This window comes from Sporosarcina sp. Y838 (genome assembly GCF_056786515.1).
The window spans coordinates 1-15,393 of sequence record NZ_JBXCJD010000026.1; the positions used below are offsets into that span (position 1 = coordinate 1).

Sequence of the window (15,393 nt, forward strand, 5' to 3'; positions counted from 1 at the left end):
TTAGAGAGCAAGCTCTCTAACTTTCGCTCGACTTGCATGTATTAGGCATGCCGCCAGCGTTCGTCCTGAGCCAGGATCAAACTCTCCATAAGAACTACTTCTATAAAGAAGTAGTTTTCCATAAAGAAATCGAATAGCTCATTTCTTGCTGACTAAAGGAGGAATTAATTCCTCCTCTGAATCCGAAGATTCTTGTGTGTGTTTCTTTTCACTCGACCGAAATCAAATTACTTCGAAACGTTTTGCTCAAGTGCGTTCACACTCTCGCGATATCTCATTGATGTTTTGCTGTTCAGTTTTCAAGGTTCATTTGGTTCGGAATCATTTACGATTCTCTTTTTTAAGTTTACTGCTGTTCTTACAGCAACTTTCTCAGTATAGCATTCGCTATTTAGGAAGTCAACAACTATTTCATTTTAACTTTCAAGCGATATTCACAAATTTGTTTCTAATAAGTAATATGGAGCGGGTGAAGGGAATCGAACCCTCATCATCAGCTTGGAAGGCTGAGGTTTTACCACTAAACTACACCCGCGTATATAATATTGGCGCATCCGATATAAGTTGGATGATAACCATTTTCCTTTTGATAAAACGAACTGTTCATGAGGTAGAAAACTTTTAACTACGAATGTGATTTGGTGCGGTAAAGAGGACTTGAACCTCCACGGGGTTAACCCCCACTAGGCCCTCAACCTAGCGCGTCTGCCATTCCGCCACTACCGCGTTGTTTTAGCGACAAACCTTATTATATAGCATACAATTCATTTGTCAACATTTTTTTAAATGGTGAGCCATGCAGGATTCGAACCTGCGACCCTCTGATTAAAAGTCAGATGCTCTACCAACTGAGCTAATGGCTCTTTATTATATAGAAGAGATATTCTTCTTGCGCTTCACGCAGGTAAAACATTGGCTGGGGTAGCTGGATTCGAACCAACGAGTAACGGAGTCAAAGTCCGTTGCCTTACCGCTTGGCTATACCCCAATGATACCTAATTCAGCAATATAGTTTCACACCGTACAAAACTTATTCATTTCGTTACTTCGTATTCAACCTTATGGATGATTCTTTTCGATACTTCGTATCGAAGTTCTTATGGAAAACTCTTTTCAATACTTCGTATTGAAAAAGTTTTGGTGACCCCTACGGGATTCGAACCCGTGATACCGCCGTGAAAGGGCGGTGTCTTAACCGCTTGACCAAGGGGCCATGTTGAATGCTTATATCTTCATAGAGGAAGAATCGTTCTCCATAATGTCTCGGTGTCTTTCCCAACCGACTTTTCCTATTATAAAGAGAGTCATCCATTTCGTCAACACTTATTTATAGATTTGTTTTATGAAATATTAAAAACACGATCAGACCGCAGTTTGCGATGACTGATCGTGTTCTTTTTATACTAAACAGGTTGTATTTCTTCAATTCGCCCTGCACATTTTCCGCATCTGTATTTGGTAACGTCCATTCTCCTTTTACGGTTGTATAGTAACTTACAAGATACACACTTATAGACACGGAGCGAAACTACCTTACGATTCCGTTCAGTAAGTGGTCGGCAAAACCTCGGGGATGATGTGCTTTTCAGCAAATTCCTGAAGTCCACATCACGGTGCCGATAACCTCTTCCTTCTATATGAAGGTGGTAGTGACAAAGCTCATGTTTAATTACACCCACCAGTTCATCTATTCCGTGCTTAACTAGAACTAATGGGTTAATTTCTATGGAATGGTCTGAAAGCATATAACGACCACCTGTTGTTCTTAGCCTTTTGTTAAACCGGGCACTATGAATAAACGGCTTGCCGAACGCTTCATCCGAGACTTTCTCGATATATCTCTGCAGTTCTTCATCCGTCATAGTTACCACCTCCAGTTCCACAATCATTTAGTCAACGGTGGCAACATCGTCAATGAAATACGTCCTTTTCCTTTATCGACGCCTTCTACCCAGACGGTGACGATGTCACCGGAGGCCACAACGTCAAGAGGATGTTTTACAAAGCCTTTTTTTAATTTGGATATATGAACAAGACCGTCTTCCTTAACACCTATATCAACAAAAGCACCAAAATCAACTACATTACGGACTGTTCCTTGCATTTCAAGACCTTCGTAAAGGTCCTTCATATCGAGGACATCTGCTTTTAAAAGCGGTTGCGGATAATCATCACGTGGATCCCGATTCGGTCTTTGAAGTGTTTCAATAATGTCTTTGAGCGTCACTTCTCCAACATTCAACTTAATCGCTAGGGCTTTACTATCGAGAGCCGACAGCGCATCAGAGGTTTCTTGCTTTCCTAGCAACTTCTTACTTGCTCCTGATTCTTCTAATATTTGTTCGGCTAACTGGTAGCTCTCAGGGTGAATACCAGTCGAATCAAACGGATCCTTAGCATCAGGCACTCGCAGGAAACCAATCGCCTGTTCATAAGTCTTCGCGCCAAGGCGTGGTACTTTCTTTAATTGATTGCGTTTCGTAAAGAGACCATTTTCTTCACGTGACTTCACAATATTTTCTGCAACCGTTTTGGATAATCCCGCGACATATTGAAGCAGCGACGAGGAAGCAGTGTTGACATCAACCCCTACCCGGTTCACTGCCGTTTCGACGACAAATGATAATGATTCGGATAGGCGTTTTTTTGCAACGTCATGCTGGTATTGCCCGACACCAACAGAACCCGGATCAATTTTCACTAGTTCCGATAATGGATCCTGTAAGCGTCTCGCTATAGATACCGCACTCCGTTGTTCAACTTGAAGTTCAGGGAATTCGTCCCGTGCTTGAGGTGAAGCTGAATAAACACTTGCGCCTGCTTCATTTACAATTACATACGAAACACCCGCTTGTGCCTCTTTTATACAATCTACTATGAACAGTTCAGACTCACGTGAGGCTGTCCCATTTCCGATTGCAATAATAGTAATCGGATACTTTTTTAATAAATCCAAAATCGTCCGTTTCGATTTTTCTTTCTCCATTTGTGGCTGATGCGGATAAATTACTGATATTTCAAGCAACTTACCTGATTCATCGACAACCGCAAGTTTGCATCCTGTACGGAAAGCCGGGTCAAGGCCCAGTACAACTTTCCCTTTCAACGGAGGTTGTAGAAGTAGACTTTTTAGGTTTTCTGAAAATACATGAATTGCCTGTTCTTCAGCCTTTTCTGTCAGCGCCGCCCTGATTTCTCGTTCAATTGAAGGCGCTATCAAACGCTTAAACGCATCCTCTGTCGCTTCTTTTACGTATGGTGCAGATGGCGAATGCGGTTTGCGAATTAACTCACGTTCAAGTCCACCGGAAATTCTATCGACTGGGAAAGAAATTCCAACGCGTAGCACATCCTCTTTTTCACCGCGGTTTAAAGCCAAAACGCGATGAGGTACAATTTTCTTCAAAGGTTCTTCATATTCATAGTAATTTTCAAAAACATTTCGCTTGTCCTCTGCACCTTTGCGTATCGCTGAGACAATCATCCCATCTGACCATGCTAATTTACGTATGTTTTCGCGTATTCCAGCGTCGTCAGCAAATTGTTCAGCCATAATATCTCGAGCACCAGCAAGCGCATCTTCAACGCTATTGATACCGCTTTCTTCATTGACAAAAGGATTGGCTAGCTGTTCTGGTGATTCTCCTGAAAACTCCATTAGACTTTTTGCTAATGGCTCAAGGCCACTCTCAATTGCAATCATCGCACGAGTACGTCTTTTTATTTTGTAAGGTCTGTAAAGATCTTCAATTCGCTGTAAGACAGTTGCACTTTCAATCGATTTTCTTAATTCCTCATCCAACTTACCTTGTTCATCGATCAGGCGAATGACTTCTTCTTTTCGTTGTTCAAGCCCTTTAACATAATTGTAAGCATCCTCAACCGCTTTAATCTGTACTTCATCCAGCGAACCGGTTTCTTCTTTCCGGTACCTTGCAATGAAGGGGACAGTGTTTCCTTGGTCAAGTAATGCGATAACCTTTTCAGTTTGATGTATACTGACGGCCGCTTTACCAGCTGTAGCCTCAACAATATGCCTCATCAATAAATTCACCCTTTCTTTACTTTCTTAATTTTACCAGAACTGCATCATGAGTGCCTAATTAAAGAAAAGGACGCACAAAAAAACCTACTTCCGTTTTATAGAAGTAGGCTGCCCGCTATAAATGTGGCGTCGTCGCCGTGTTCAATCGATTGGAGCACGTTTTGGTATAATTCATAAGGTCCAGAACTTTCCTTTAATGTTGATTTCGGGCTTCTCAGTATGACACCGTCCGAATGGAGAAAGAATAAATCACCTTTGGAGTAGTCATATTGTTGTGTCTTTAACTTTTGTGGTCTACCCGATAAATAACCCATTACAGGCAAAGGATAAATCATCTTATCACAATCATGCAGCATATAAAAACGTACATTTCCTACACAGCTATACTGAATCGTTTTTTGTTTATAATCCACTTTGACAATAGCTACAGCTGCTCCACGTTTTTGCACCATATGCTCATTGCAGCGGCTAAGCAATTCATCAATTGACTCATGATGATACTCTTTCAATACTGTAGGAATGATTTGCGATGATTGACGCGCAATTGGTCCGTTCCCAAGTCCATCAGCAATTGCACAGATGAAATAACCTTCCTCTTCATGGATGAAATACGTGTCCCCACATTCTCGATTCCCAAACTTCGCCTCTTGGTAAACATATGCTTCGACATGATCCGTTAAGATTGAATCCACTACGATACACCGCCAGCCGCCAATATTGCTTCCTGCAACTTTTTAATCGCTTTTCGTTGTAATCTTGAAACGTGCATTTGAGAGATTCCGAGTAGCTCTCCCGCTTCTTTTTGGCTTAGTTGGTCAATATATGTATACTGAATAATTTGCTTTTCACGTTCAGACAACACATTTAGAGCATTAGCAACAACCATGCGTTGATCTGTTTTCTCAAAACCATCATCATTTTCCCCGATAATATCAAATAGAGTAACAGTGCCACCTTCAGAATCTGCTTCTAGGGTATGGTCCATAGAGAGAGCTTGATAACTTCTTCCCATTTCCATTGCTTCAAGAACCAGTTCTTCATCCACATCTAGGTAATCCGCAATTTCACTGACCAGGGGCGAACGTTGCATTTCTGTTGTTAACGTCTCAACTGCTGCTTTAATTTTCGGTCCGAGTTCTTTTATACGTCTCGGGACATGTATTGCCCATGTTTTATCACGTAAGAAACGTTTAATTTCACCGATAATTGTCGGCACTGCGAACGCTTCGAAACTTCTGCCAAATTCAGGATTATAGCGACGTATCGCTCCGAGAAGACCTAGCATACCTACTTGTGCTATATCTTCATGAAAAGGCTTTCCATTCGAATACTTTCGTGCTAATGATTGGACAAGCCGTTCATAGTGTACTACTAGTTTCGTCTGTGCTTCATCGTCATTCGTCTCCTGGTATTGCTTTATCCATTGAAGGACTTCCGCCTTTGTTCCAGTTTCACGAGGAGAAGAGTCTTCCCTAACATGTTCGACGGTGGGCTTTTCATTCCCTTCAGACTCATGAGGTGATTGTTCGTTCGACATCCTCATCGCCCCGCTCTCCACCTAGGTATTTGGTCATAAAGACCGTTACACCCTCTTCATGATGTACTTTTACATCATCCATAAGTGTTTCCATAAGGTAAAGGCCCAATCCTCCTTCCCGAAGAAACTGTACCTCCTCCTGTTCATTATACGGTCCTACACTCTTTTTCGTGTCTTCGAAATTAAAGCTTTTTCCGTGATCCGCTACCATAATTTCTAATTTATCCGCGAAAAGGGCACAGCCAACCACCACTTCGCCTTCATCGTCTTCTTTATATGCATGTTGGACAGCATTTGTAATCGCTTCACTCGACGCTATTTTTAAGTCTTCGATTTCATCATATGTAAAACCAAGTCGACTAGCGAGACCTGAAATCGCGAGACGTGCTACACCAACATATTGAGCTTTTGCGGGAACTCGAATTTCAATGTAATCATACGGTTGCATCTACGTCCCCACTTTCTTCCATTTCAATATCCATAACTTCTCCCAAGCCAGTTATATCAAAAAGTTTTTTCAAACGTGTGTTAACGCCAACAATTTTCACATGTCCTCCATTGGCCTTGACAGCTTTATAAAAACCAACAAAAACACCCAATCCTGTACTATCCATATAATTAACTTCAGACAAATCCAATTCCGCTTGCATATCAGTTATTTTTTCAACAGTTGCAAGACGTTCTCTTAACATTGGTGCTGTGAAGGCGTCAATCTCTCCAACAATTTTGAAACGCTGAACACTATTCTCTTCTAACAACTCAACTTGCAAATCCATATTTCCACCCCAAATTTCTCTGTTTTTATGATAACGCATACTATAAATTAGGTTACCCTTTATTGCAAAACTTAAACCTTTTCAATCTCTTTCTTAAAAATGACGAGAGTAAAATCATCACGTAAATGAAAGTCTTGAAGATAGGCCAGTTTTTGGTATACCGTATCAGCTATTTTTTGCGCGGATTCATCTTTCACTTCCAGCATAATATTTTTAATCACTTCATCATCAATGAAACCTGTTTCGGTTCGGACCTCAGTCACACCATCCGTCATCATCGCGATAAAGTCGCCCTCTTCCAAGATAACGGAATGCTCTTCATAAACAACATTCGGATGAACACCAAGCAGTAGTCCTTTTGCGTTTAGCTCTGTAAATGTACCAGTGGATGCTCTATACATAATGGCGGGTTCGTGTCCCGCAGAACCGTATGAGAAACTTGAATCTCTCGCATCGTACTTTCCGTAAAACATGGAAATAAACATCGAATCATCGACACTTTTTTCAACGATCCTATTTACGATATCAAGGACATGGCGCGGACTTGTGTTTTCGTTTTGCAAACTGTCCATTCCAAATTTAATCATCGACATACAAAGTGCTGCTGGAATCCCTTTACCTATAACATCAGCCACAGCTACGCTTGCTTCAAAACTAGTGTCATTGAGAAAATAAATATAATCGCCACTCATTTGTTTTGCGGATTCTGTTACAAGCCCGATATCAAGTTCTTTGAAGTCTGGTTTTCTGGTTTTCAGCAACGTATCTTGTACTCTAACCGCTAGGTTCATTTCCATTTGGAGTTCTTCCTGCTTTTGAATAAGGCTCTGATGTTCTTGTAAAGCAAGCCCATAGTGAATCATCATCTCTATCAGAAAGTCGAACGAATAATTCAACTCATCCGACATAGTAGGAAGGACTTCTGTCAGTGCCGTTTTATGAATACTAATCACTTCTTCAGGCGAAATTTCTTTCTCGATGAATTGCCTGCTAAACTGCTGTCCTATATAAAGTTCCTCTTCGTTTTGTCCATCTAAGTATTTCTGCAATATTTGTTTGTACTGCTTTGAAACTTCCTTAGGCATCCATCATCATCTCCTTAGCGAAGCCATTTTGTGGCGGTGATTGTTGTACCCACACCCAGCTCCGTTTCGACTTTGAATTCATCCATGAGCCTTCTCACACCTGGCATTCCTGCGCCAAGTCCTCCGGATGTTGAAAAACCATCTTCCATCACTTTACGCATATCCGGAATCCCCGGACCGTCATCAGATGCAATAATTGTAATCCCATAGATGTCATTCTCAGAAAGTCTTTTAATTTCAATTTTACCTTTTCCAGCATATAAATAGATATTACGCGCCAATTCGCTAATAGCCGTAGTAATTCTCGCCTGATCGACCGTTCCAAAACCAGACTTCTTCGCTTCATTCCGGCCTAGCTGTCGGGCGGCAACAATGTCCCACTCCGTGTATATGTCTACAGAAGACCAGTACTCCATGGTTAGGCCTCCAATTCTTTACGAAGTTTATCCAATCCGTTTTCGAGATCGAGTGCCGTCATAACGTTTTCCAGACGGATGCCTAGTTCTATAAGCGTAATCGCTACTGCCGGTTGGATTCCTGTAATCACAACTTTAGCCCCCATCAACCCTGACATGCTGATGACGTCACCTAATACTTTTGCAATAAAAGAATCTATGAAGTCAATGGGTGTCAAATCGATAACAACACCTCTTGCTGTTGTATCATGCATTTTTTTCAAAAGGTCTTCTTGGAACTGAAGTGCGGTATGATCGTCAAGCTCCCATTGAACAGAAACAATTAAGGTGTCACCCAGTTTTAAAATCGGGATTCGCATATTCATGAATTATCAACCTCCACGATCGTTCGGTTTGTAAGTCCAAGAGCCTTCTGCATCCCACGTTGTAATGTACTAGTCGTCGTAAAGTCATTGAGATTTATGCCAAGCGTAACGATGGTTTGAGCGATTTCCGGACGAATTCCTACTAGCATACATTTCGCTCCGACAAGTCGTACTGCATCAGCTGCTTGAATGATGTGATGGGCTACCATCGTATCTACAACGGGGACGCCAGTAATATCCAGAAGAACGACTTCAGCTCGTTGTTTCACTACACCTTCAAGTAGATTTTCCATGATTAGTTTGGCACGTTCAGTATCGATTGTTCCAACAAGCGGCATGACAGATATTTTGTCAAAAACCGGTATCAAGGATGCAGATAGTTCCTGCAATGCGATTTTTTGCAAACTGACTGTCCGTTCCCATTCTGCCGAATAGGCTTCAATGATACTTTCACGGAGCGGCATAATCCAGTTATCAAAGATTGTTATATAAGCTCTGAGATTACTAGTATCAATAACCCCTTTTTCTTCCAATAGTTTAAATACGACCTGCGAGAAATTATCAATTGCTTTATTAACGAATTTGATGGACCATCCGAACCGAACGACCTTTTCTGTAAATTCGTTCAACTTATCTGAATGTATAACATTCGTTTCATAAATATTCGATGTCATTAATGCAGCAAATTCACTACTCGTCTTCTCTACAAGCTTCGTGGGCATGAAATGGAAGAACTTCTCTCCCTTTTCATCCTTCATAAGTTCTTTCCATCTTTCAATTATCTCTATGATATTCTGATCAATGCTTTTTACCATTTTAATATTCATAAGTGTTTCGATAAGCCTCCTTTTGAATTGAAAACCATTGTCTCTTCATTGTATCGAAAAAGAGGACGCAATACACTTTTTTTGTCGACAGACATGCTGTTAATATGAATTAATCGAAAAAGACATCACGGAAATATCTCCCATGATGCCCCTTATATGTATGCTCAGAATTTGATTAGACCGAAACTTACTTCTAGCGCTTCATCGACCTGTTCCATCAAAAATTCATCTAGATGTGTAATCTTATCGGTAAGCCTCGACTTGTCGATTGTGCGGACTTGTTCGAGCAGAATAACCGAATCCCGCTCGAAACCATATCGTACCGCATCGATTTCAACATGTGTAGGCAATTTCGCTTTTTGAATTTGCGCAGTGATTGCCGCAATAATGACTGTCGGGCTGAACCGGTTACCTATGTCATTCTGTATGACAAGAACCGGTCTCGTTCCTCCCTGTTCAGAACCGACGACAGGCGACAGATCTGCAAAAAAGACGTCTCCACGTTTTATTGCCAACTTTTCATCCTCCGCTTACGAGACGTTCCACCGTATGCTGGGCTTCGAATTCCACATGCAAGCATTCCGTGGCGATTTTAAGGTTGATTTGCGACATTTCGAGATAACCGTTCATCATCTCTTCTCTGATCGTATCCGATTCATAGTCGGTTACATATCGCTTTGTCGAAATATTAACTGAATCTCCACGGTCCAGCTCTTGATGGACGACCGTATGTTCATTTTCGTTCAGCATCCGTTTCGGAATTTTAACAATAACTTCTTTTATGTTTTTATTTGCACACAACTTCAGCACCTCCGACAAAACCGTTCCTAATCTCAATACTAGTCCATCTTACCATTGAATACCGACAATGAGAAGACATAGAAGGAACTTTATTGACAGGATTCTGCAAAAGTGCTAGTTTATTTTGTCGAAAGTACGGATATTATACATACTGCCCATCTTTTCCTGTATATATTCTCGGTACTCGTTTGGCGATGGTTACTGCAATTTCGTACGGAATCGTTCCAAGTCGTTCCGCCCACTCTTCCATCGTAATTTCTTCTTCCCCTTGACGACCAATCAGCACTACTTTTTCCCCAATTGGTAATTCTCGTGAAAGTTTTACCATGCACTGGTCCATACAGATCGTTCCAACAATCGGCATTCGCTCACCATCAATAAGAACTTCCTGTCCACGTAGCCCACGCTTTAAACCGTCTGCATAACCGATAGGAATTGTGCCAATCCATTCATCTCCAGAAGTTTCATATGTCCCGCCGTAACTGATTCGATTGCCAGCCTCCAACAACTTTACATAGGCAAGTTCACTTTCAAGTTGGAATGCTTTTTTGAGTTGAAACGGCAATTTCCCTCCTACGTATTCTGAAGGTGCAATTCCGTATAGTCCGATTCCGAAACGGACTGCGTCAAGAGCATATTCAGGATAGAGAAGGGTTGCCGCGCTGTTTGATGTGTGAATGAGCCGAGGTTTTTTCGGCAATGTATTAACAAGCTGCATGAATGTCGCAAACTGCTCTTGTGTGTGGTCTGGATCTTGTTCATCTGCACAAGCAAAATGAGTAAAGATGCCATCCATAAGCACAAATTCAGATTTATCGACGATATTAACAAGGGATTGGAGCTCACCTGCATCTCTCAATCCTATTCTTCCCATTCCGCTATCAATTTTTACATGAATTTTCAACGGTTGCACAAATGTTGCACTACCCCCTATTGCCGCTTGTAACCATTCAGCACTAGATACTGTAATTACAATTCCTAGCTTAGCTGCTTTTTCAGCAAACGCAAGCGGAGACGGCCCCATGACGAGGATGTCCCCGCTAATTCCCGCCACTCGGAGTCGTACCGCCTCGTCCGGTGTTGCAACCGAAACCATTTGTGCACCTGCTTCAAAAGCCGCTTTTGCAACTTCCACTTCCCCGTGGCCGTATCCGTCCGCTTTCACAACCGCAATTATTGCAGTCTTGCTTCCCAAAAAGTTCTTTAAATTTCTGACGTTATCCTGAATAGCCTCAAGATTGACGAGCGCTTGCGTCGGACGATAGTGAACAGAGTTTTCCAAGGCAATCCCTCTTTTAAATTGTAATACCCTCTATTATCGATCCTCTGCACATTCTACGTCAACTAAAGTTATTTTTCACCATCCGCCATCATCGATCCGGCTACTTCAATCATTTCTTCTGGCGTTAATGTTTCGGAAGCGATAAAGAATGAAACTCCTTCACTTTCCCAACGAATCGATTTGTCTGCTAGAGCTGCAACTGTGAATCCAAGATCTACAGGATCACCTTCAATAGATACTGGCATTTTCGTGTCTGGTCGAACTGCCGGCTCTTGAATAATGATGAATTCTTTATCTCCACCATAGGTCATGAATGAACGTGTGCCACTTTCTGTTTCCACACTTTTTTCATCGACAAGATTGCCTTCCGCCCAAGTGACTGATGGATAGTACGTGGTGAGTCCAGTTTTTTCATCTTCTGTAGGCTCAGTCTCTTTACCAGTATTCGTGTCATCCATATCTACTGCATAATCTGCAGCTTTCCGTTCTACACCAAGAGTAATCTTTTTAAATGAAATGCGAATTTTCTCAACCTTATTTTCATCCAGTACGGAAACATACGTTGGTAGCAATGTCTTTTTGTCAATATGAATCTGTTGAGTCGGCAAAACCTTCTTATGATTGTTTCTTGTGGCAGTTTCAAAGACATATGTTTTGTCTTTTTCCGTCATCGTTGCATTTTTATCCGCTTTAATATCATCTGACAGAGCGCCAATCAAGTATGCCTGGCTATTTTGCGCTGGCCAATCACTTTGAAACTTATACGTCTTACCAAGCGATGGCGTAACAACATAAACGCCTTCTTTATTGCGCACAATCATCTGAGAGTCCTTGCTTCCAGCCTGTGTTACGTTAACACGATAAAAGGCAGGTTTTGTATGCCAGACAGCAACATCGTATAAACGCGGTTCTGCTCCAGTCTTAATCTCCATCGTTGCTTGCAAATCATACCCTTTCGTATCATTCCACTTCCCACTGAGCTTCTTCATGACATCCTCTTTTGACGGCGCCCCACATGCCGCGAGGATTACCATGACCGCAACTAACAAAAAAACAAATATCCGGCTACGCATACAGTTCATCCTTTCTCATTTCAATCGGGTAGGTCATCTTATGAGGAAGGACGAACAATTATGCAAGAAGGATTACTTGAGCTGCAGCAACAGTTCTTGTGTGAGTGATGGATATTAAGCCATTTACTGCGATTCCTTTAAAAAATAAATTCGGTTTCCCACTTTGTTCAGGCAATATACTAATGTCCGTGAAATTGCACTGCGTACCAATTCCCGTCCCCTTCGCTTTAGCAAATGCTTCTTTTCCTGCAAATCGTCCCGCTAAGAATTCCGTCCTGCGGTGGCTTGTGTGTTTTTCGTAAATGACTAACTCTTCCTTCGTTAAGATGCGCATACGGAACTTCGATGATTTATTATCTAACCCGGAAATTCTTTCCAACTCAACAATATCAAGCCCAATTCCTTCAATCAATCGAACTCCTCCTTTCCAACCTGACAAGAAAATATGTATAATGAAATTATAGACTGAGGTGAATAGATGTTTAGCCGTACAGAAAGCTTTTCGCAATATATCCGCCTATATCCGGTGGTGACGTTTTTCCTCGCTGTCAATATCCTAATTTACGTAGTGACAATTCTACCATTCATCGGGGATCCTGTTTTTGAAGCGGGCGTGGGCGTCAACTATCTTATCTCCGACGGGGAATGGTGGAGACTTGTTACTCCGATGTTCCTTCACGGTGGTATTATGCACTTGCTGTTCAATATGTTCTCTCTCTTCATCTTCGGACCCGAACTTGAGAAGATTGCAGGCAAGGCACGTTTCTTAACAATTTATCTACTCTCGGGCATGTTCGCAAACATAGCAACATTTTTCCTGCAGCCCCCCGAATATGCAAGCGTAGGAGCCAGTGGAGCGATTTTCGGGATTCTAGGAGCGTTTGGTGCACTTGTTTATTACACAAAGCGCATCCTTCCACAATTAAGACAGATCATCCTGCCGATTATCGTAGTCAGTATAGTAATGACTTTCATCCAATCCAACATTAACACAACCGCACATATAGCAGGCTTAGCAGTCGGTTTTTTAATTGGCCTTAGTTACTTCCACCCAAAACGTATTGGTAGTTGGAATAAGAGAAAGAGAACAAGATAAGAGAGCAGATTACTTCTGCTCTCTTTTCTCATACCATAACAGGATTTTCTCCGCTTCAGACTCATCCATATGATGCACTTGTGCACTAAAGATACTCATACCAGATTTTACGTTTGCAACTAAAGTTGCCACACCCTTGCGCTTATGAAAGTAGTTTTGTTTCATTTCCATTGATTGAATTCTTTTTCTCACCAAGTAAGCGGTTTGTAAACTGAAGTTCCTAAATCGCATTGTTAGCTGATTATCCGTTATTTCAAAAGCAGCTGAACGGTGCTGCCATAATCCAAAGAGAATAATAACTGGAACGATGAGAAGTGATAGTAGGCCATACGGATAGAAAAAGTATATAACTGCCCCAATCGTAGGGATCATCCAAATGAAATCAATCCGATAGAAAAACCGTTTTCCACGCGCTGGCAATTTCTTCTTCGGCTCTTCTAGTACAAGGTCCGGGAAGATTTCTTTTAACGGCCCATAGATATCCGTTTTCTTCACAAGAGGAAACAAATTGATTTTCGCCCCTTCTGCTCCTCCTCCACCCGCACTATCTATAGCAACCGATGCATAACCGAATAATTGGCGAAACGGATTTTCAATGATACGTACACTTTGAACTCTTTTCAGTGGCACAGTCATACGTTTCTTCTCAAGAAGGCCCCTCGTAATTACTATGTCCTCCGATTCAAGCGTTACGGCAAAACCGTAATACGCCAGGAATGTCATAGCGACAGATATCCCCCAAACTAAAACAAAACCTAGTAGCACCGCTATGCCAACGATGAGCAGACCGAATTTGATGAAGCCTGAAATCTCTTCAAACATCCAGTCATAAGGAATCATTTCTCCAAACTGCGATAAAAATACGCCTACACCTGAAAAAATGATACCTATCCCGCCAGATGTTGTCGCGAGAATAAGCAGATCTTTTGGTTTCATCAGAAAAACTGATTTTGACTGTGATTGTTCCACCGCTTCTACATCCATCAAATCCCCTTCACCTAGGGATGAAATCGTTTTCCTACTTGCTTTCGCTTTTGCAATTTCAGCTTCAATGCGATTTGCCGCTTCCTTTGTAACAGCAGTAAGTTCAACTTCCGCTGTTTTAGGAGAAGAGCTGCCCGCCGTTTCCACTTTCACTTTAACTAGCTTGAAAGGTCGATGCAGAATGCCTTCGTTGTAATCAAGGCTTTGAATACGATCGAAAGGTATGTATCGTTTCTTTTTTACAAATAGACCATATTCAATACGAAGCTCATTGTCTTCAAACCAATATTCGAAACGCTTCCACTTAATAATGCCCGCGACGAAAAATGAGATCATAAGTACACCAAAGATAATGAAAGATAAATAATCTAGATACCACTTTCCCGAACCAACATTATTCAATCCGTTCGCGAAAACGATGATAATAATAGGTAGAATTGCTTCTTTTGCTGTTTTTAACACTTCTATAATAGCTGTTATCCAATGCAATTTATAACGCGTTTCAGACATCATCTTCCGCCACCCTCGCAAGCACGGATATTCTGCTTCGTAGCTCATCCGCTTCTTCCATGACAAGAGCTGGGATGGTGTGATTTGTAGCAGCTGTTGAAATCGTAATTTCCGCTAAGTTATATTTCCGAAGGATTGGACCTTGCGCTGTGTCTACATGTTGCACGCGGACCATTGGAATCAATGTCCGTTTAACGATGAAGATACCACGTTGCAACTCGATTTCCGATTCCCGCACTTCATAACGCCAACGCATCCATCGCACCTTCGGAAATAAGTAGATAAATAAATAAGCAAATAGAACAATCACAATGGCTGCAATTGCATAAATCCACCACGGTCCTTCAAATATGTAAGCCAATACCCCTGCGCCAATACCCAACAGTAATAGAATTCCCGTTTGCATAATGCCATATAATCTCCATACCTTCAATCCTTTTTCCGAAATTCGGTTCACTGGTTGTGCCCTCACATCAAACACCTCTTTCCTTCTACTTATTCTATACGATTGGAAACCTTAAATGTTTCATTTCATTGAGTAATTCAATAATTGAGCAATAAAAAACCGGGTATGCGCTAATTGCGCTACCCGGATT

The 15,393-nt window shown here is 41.6% G+C and carries 18 protein-coding genes, 5 tRNA genes and 1 rRNA gene; 1 reads left to right on the forward strand and 23 read right to left on the reverse strand.

Translation table 11 applies throughout. The features are described 5' to 3' along the window. The 21 genes from AC1TO4_RS18185 to acpS form a co-directional block, all read right to left on the reverse strand. Positions 1-92, reverse strand: a 16S ribosomal RNA gene (locus AC1TO4_RS18185); the annotation flags it as partial. A gap of 369 nt (positions 93-461) precedes the next feature. Next, positions 462-535: transfer RNA gene (locus AC1TO4_RS18190), tRNA-Gly, on the reverse strand. Positions 536-639: 104 nt separating this feature from the next. Next, positions 640-726: transfer RNA gene (locus AC1TO4_RS18195), tRNA-Leu, on the reverse strand. Between the two features lie 61 nt (positions 727-787). Next, positions 788-863 (reverse strand) — tRNA-Lys (locus AC1TO4_RS18200). A gap of 50 nt (positions 864-913) precedes the next feature. Next, positions 914-988: transfer RNA gene (locus AC1TO4_RS18205), tRNA-Gln, on the reverse strand. A gap of 150 nt (positions 989-1,138) precedes the next feature. After that, positions 1,139-1,213: transfer RNA gene (locus tag AC1TO4_RS18210), tRNA-Glu, on the reverse strand. Positions 1,214-1,403: 190 nt separating this feature from the next. Continuing rightward, a complete protein-coding gene (locus AC1TO4_RS18215; RefSeq protein ID WP_482101416.1) occupies positions 1,404-1,862 on the reverse strand; it encodes a SprT family protein in 459 nt (152 codons plus the stop codon). 23 nt (positions 1,863-1,885) lie between these two features. Further along, entirely contained in the window at positions 1,886-4,042 is a 2,157-nt protein-coding gene (locus AC1TO4_RS18220; RefSeq protein ID WP_482106454.1) for a Tex family protein, read from the reverse strand. A 98-nt stretch (positions 4,043-4,140) separates the two neighbouring features. After that, entirely contained in the window at positions 4,141-4,737 is a 597-nt protein-coding gene (locus AC1TO4_RS18225) for a PP2C family serine/threonine-protein phosphatase (RefSeq protein ID WP_482106455.1), read from the reverse strand. Continuing rightward, positions 4,737-5,588, reverse strand: a complete 852-nt coding sequence (gene sigB, locus AC1TO4_RS18230) for an RNA polymerase sigma factor SigB (RefSeq protein WP_482106456.1) — start codon at positions 5,586-5,588, stop codon at positions 4,737-4,739. Before sigB ends, AC1TO4_RS18225 begins: the two co-directional genes overlap by 1 nt. After that, the gene (gene rsbW / locus AC1TO4_RS18235) at positions 5,557-6,030 is read right to left on the reverse strand and encodes an anti-sigma B factor RsbW (protein WP_482106457.1); all 474 of its coding nucleotides are present in this window, start codon (positions 6,028-6,030) and stop codon (positions 5,557-5,559) included. The genes sigB and rsbW overlap by 32 nt, the downstream gene beginning before the upstream one ends. Then, positions 6,017-6,358: an anti-sigma factor antagonist gene (locus AC1TO4_RS18240; protein WP_482101421.1), complete on the reverse strand. Its 342-nt coding sequence runs from the start codon at positions 6,356-6,358 to the stop codon at positions 6,017-6,019. Before AC1TO4_RS18240 ends, rsbW begins: the two co-directional genes overlap by 14 nt. A gap of 71 nt (positions 6,359-6,429) precedes the next feature. Next, complete coding sequence (locus AC1TO4_RS18245) at positions 6,430-7,443, reverse strand: SpoIIE family protein phosphatase (RefSeq protein WP_482106458.1); 1,014 nt, start codon at positions 7,441-7,443, stop codon at positions 6,430-6,432. 14 nt (positions 7,444-7,457) lie between these two features. Next, positions 7,458-7,859, reverse strand: coding sequence for an anti-sigma regulatory factor (locus AC1TO4_RS18250; protein ID WP_482106459.1), 402 nt, complete (start codon positions 7,857-7,859; stop codon positions 7,458-7,460). Between the two features lie 2 nt (positions 7,860-7,861). Continuing rightward, positions 7,862-8,224, reverse strand: a complete 363-nt coding sequence (locus tag AC1TO4_RS18255) for an STAS domain-containing protein (RefSeq protein WP_482106460.1) — start codon at positions 8,222-8,224, stop codon at positions 7,862-7,864. After that, positions 8,221-9,051: an STAS domain-containing protein gene (locus tag AC1TO4_RS18260; RefSeq protein ID WP_482106461.1), complete on the reverse strand. Its 831-nt coding sequence runs from the start codon at positions 9,049-9,051 to the stop codon at positions 8,221-8,223. Before AC1TO4_RS18260 ends, AC1TO4_RS18255 begins: the two co-directional genes overlap by 4 nt. Positions 9,052-9,215: 164 nt before the next feature. Further along, entirely contained in the window at positions 9,216-9,566 is a 351-nt protein-coding gene (locus AC1TO4_RS18265) for a type II toxin-antitoxin system PemK/MazF family toxin (protein WP_067205315.1), read from the reverse strand. Between the two features lie 4 nt (positions 9,567-9,570). Next, on the reverse strand, positions 9,571-9,861 hold the full coding sequence (locus AC1TO4_RS18270; protein ID WP_482106479.1) for a transcriptional regulator: 291 nt from the start codon (positions 9,859-9,861) through the stop codon (positions 9,571-9,573). A gap of 133 nt (positions 9,862-9,994) precedes the next feature. Next, the gene (gene alr, locus AC1TO4_RS18275; RefSeq protein WP_482106462.1) at positions 9,995-11,134 is read right to left on the reverse strand and encodes an alanine racemase; all 1,140 of its coding nucleotides are present in this window, start codon (positions 11,132-11,134) and stop codon (positions 9,995-9,997) included. 68 nt (positions 11,135-11,202) lie between these two features. Continuing rightward, positions 11,203-12,207 (reverse strand): LolA family protein, encoded by a 1,005-nt coding sequence (locus tag AC1TO4_RS18280; protein ID WP_482106463.1) that lies wholly within the window; start codon positions 12,205-12,207, stop codon positions 11,203-11,205. 58 nt (positions 12,208-12,265) lie between these two features. Then, positions 12,266-12,619 (reverse strand): holo-ACP synthase, encoded by a 354-nt coding sequence (gene acpS, locus AC1TO4_RS18285; RefSeq protein ID WP_482106464.1) that lies wholly within the window; start codon positions 12,617-12,619, stop codon positions 12,266-12,268. Between the two features lie 66 nt (positions 12,620-12,685). Between acpS and AC1TO4_RS18290 the strand changes: the two genes are divergently transcribed. Continuing rightward, a complete protein-coding gene (locus AC1TO4_RS18290) occupies positions 12,686-13,303 on the forward strand; it encodes a rhomboid family intramembrane serine protease (RefSeq protein WP_482106465.1) in 618 nt (205 codons plus the stop codon). A 9-nt stretch (positions 13,304-13,312) separates the two neighbouring features. Here AC1TO4_RS18290 and AC1TO4_RS18295 read toward each other — a convergent pair whose 3' ends face one another. Both AC1TO4_RS18295 and AC1TO4_RS18300 read right to left on the reverse strand, forming a co-directional pair. Further along, positions 13,313-14,797, reverse strand: coding sequence for a PH domain-containing protein (locus AC1TO4_RS18295; protein ID WP_482106466.1), 1,485 nt, complete (start codon positions 14,795-14,797; stop codon positions 13,313-13,315). Next, entirely contained in the window at positions 14,790-15,269 is a 480-nt protein-coding gene (locus AC1TO4_RS18300; RefSeq protein WP_482101431.1) for a PH domain-containing protein, read from the reverse strand. The genes AC1TO4_RS18295 and AC1TO4_RS18300 overlap by 8 nt, the downstream gene beginning before the upstream one ends. Between the last annotated feature and the right edge of the window lie 124 nt (positions 15,270-15,393).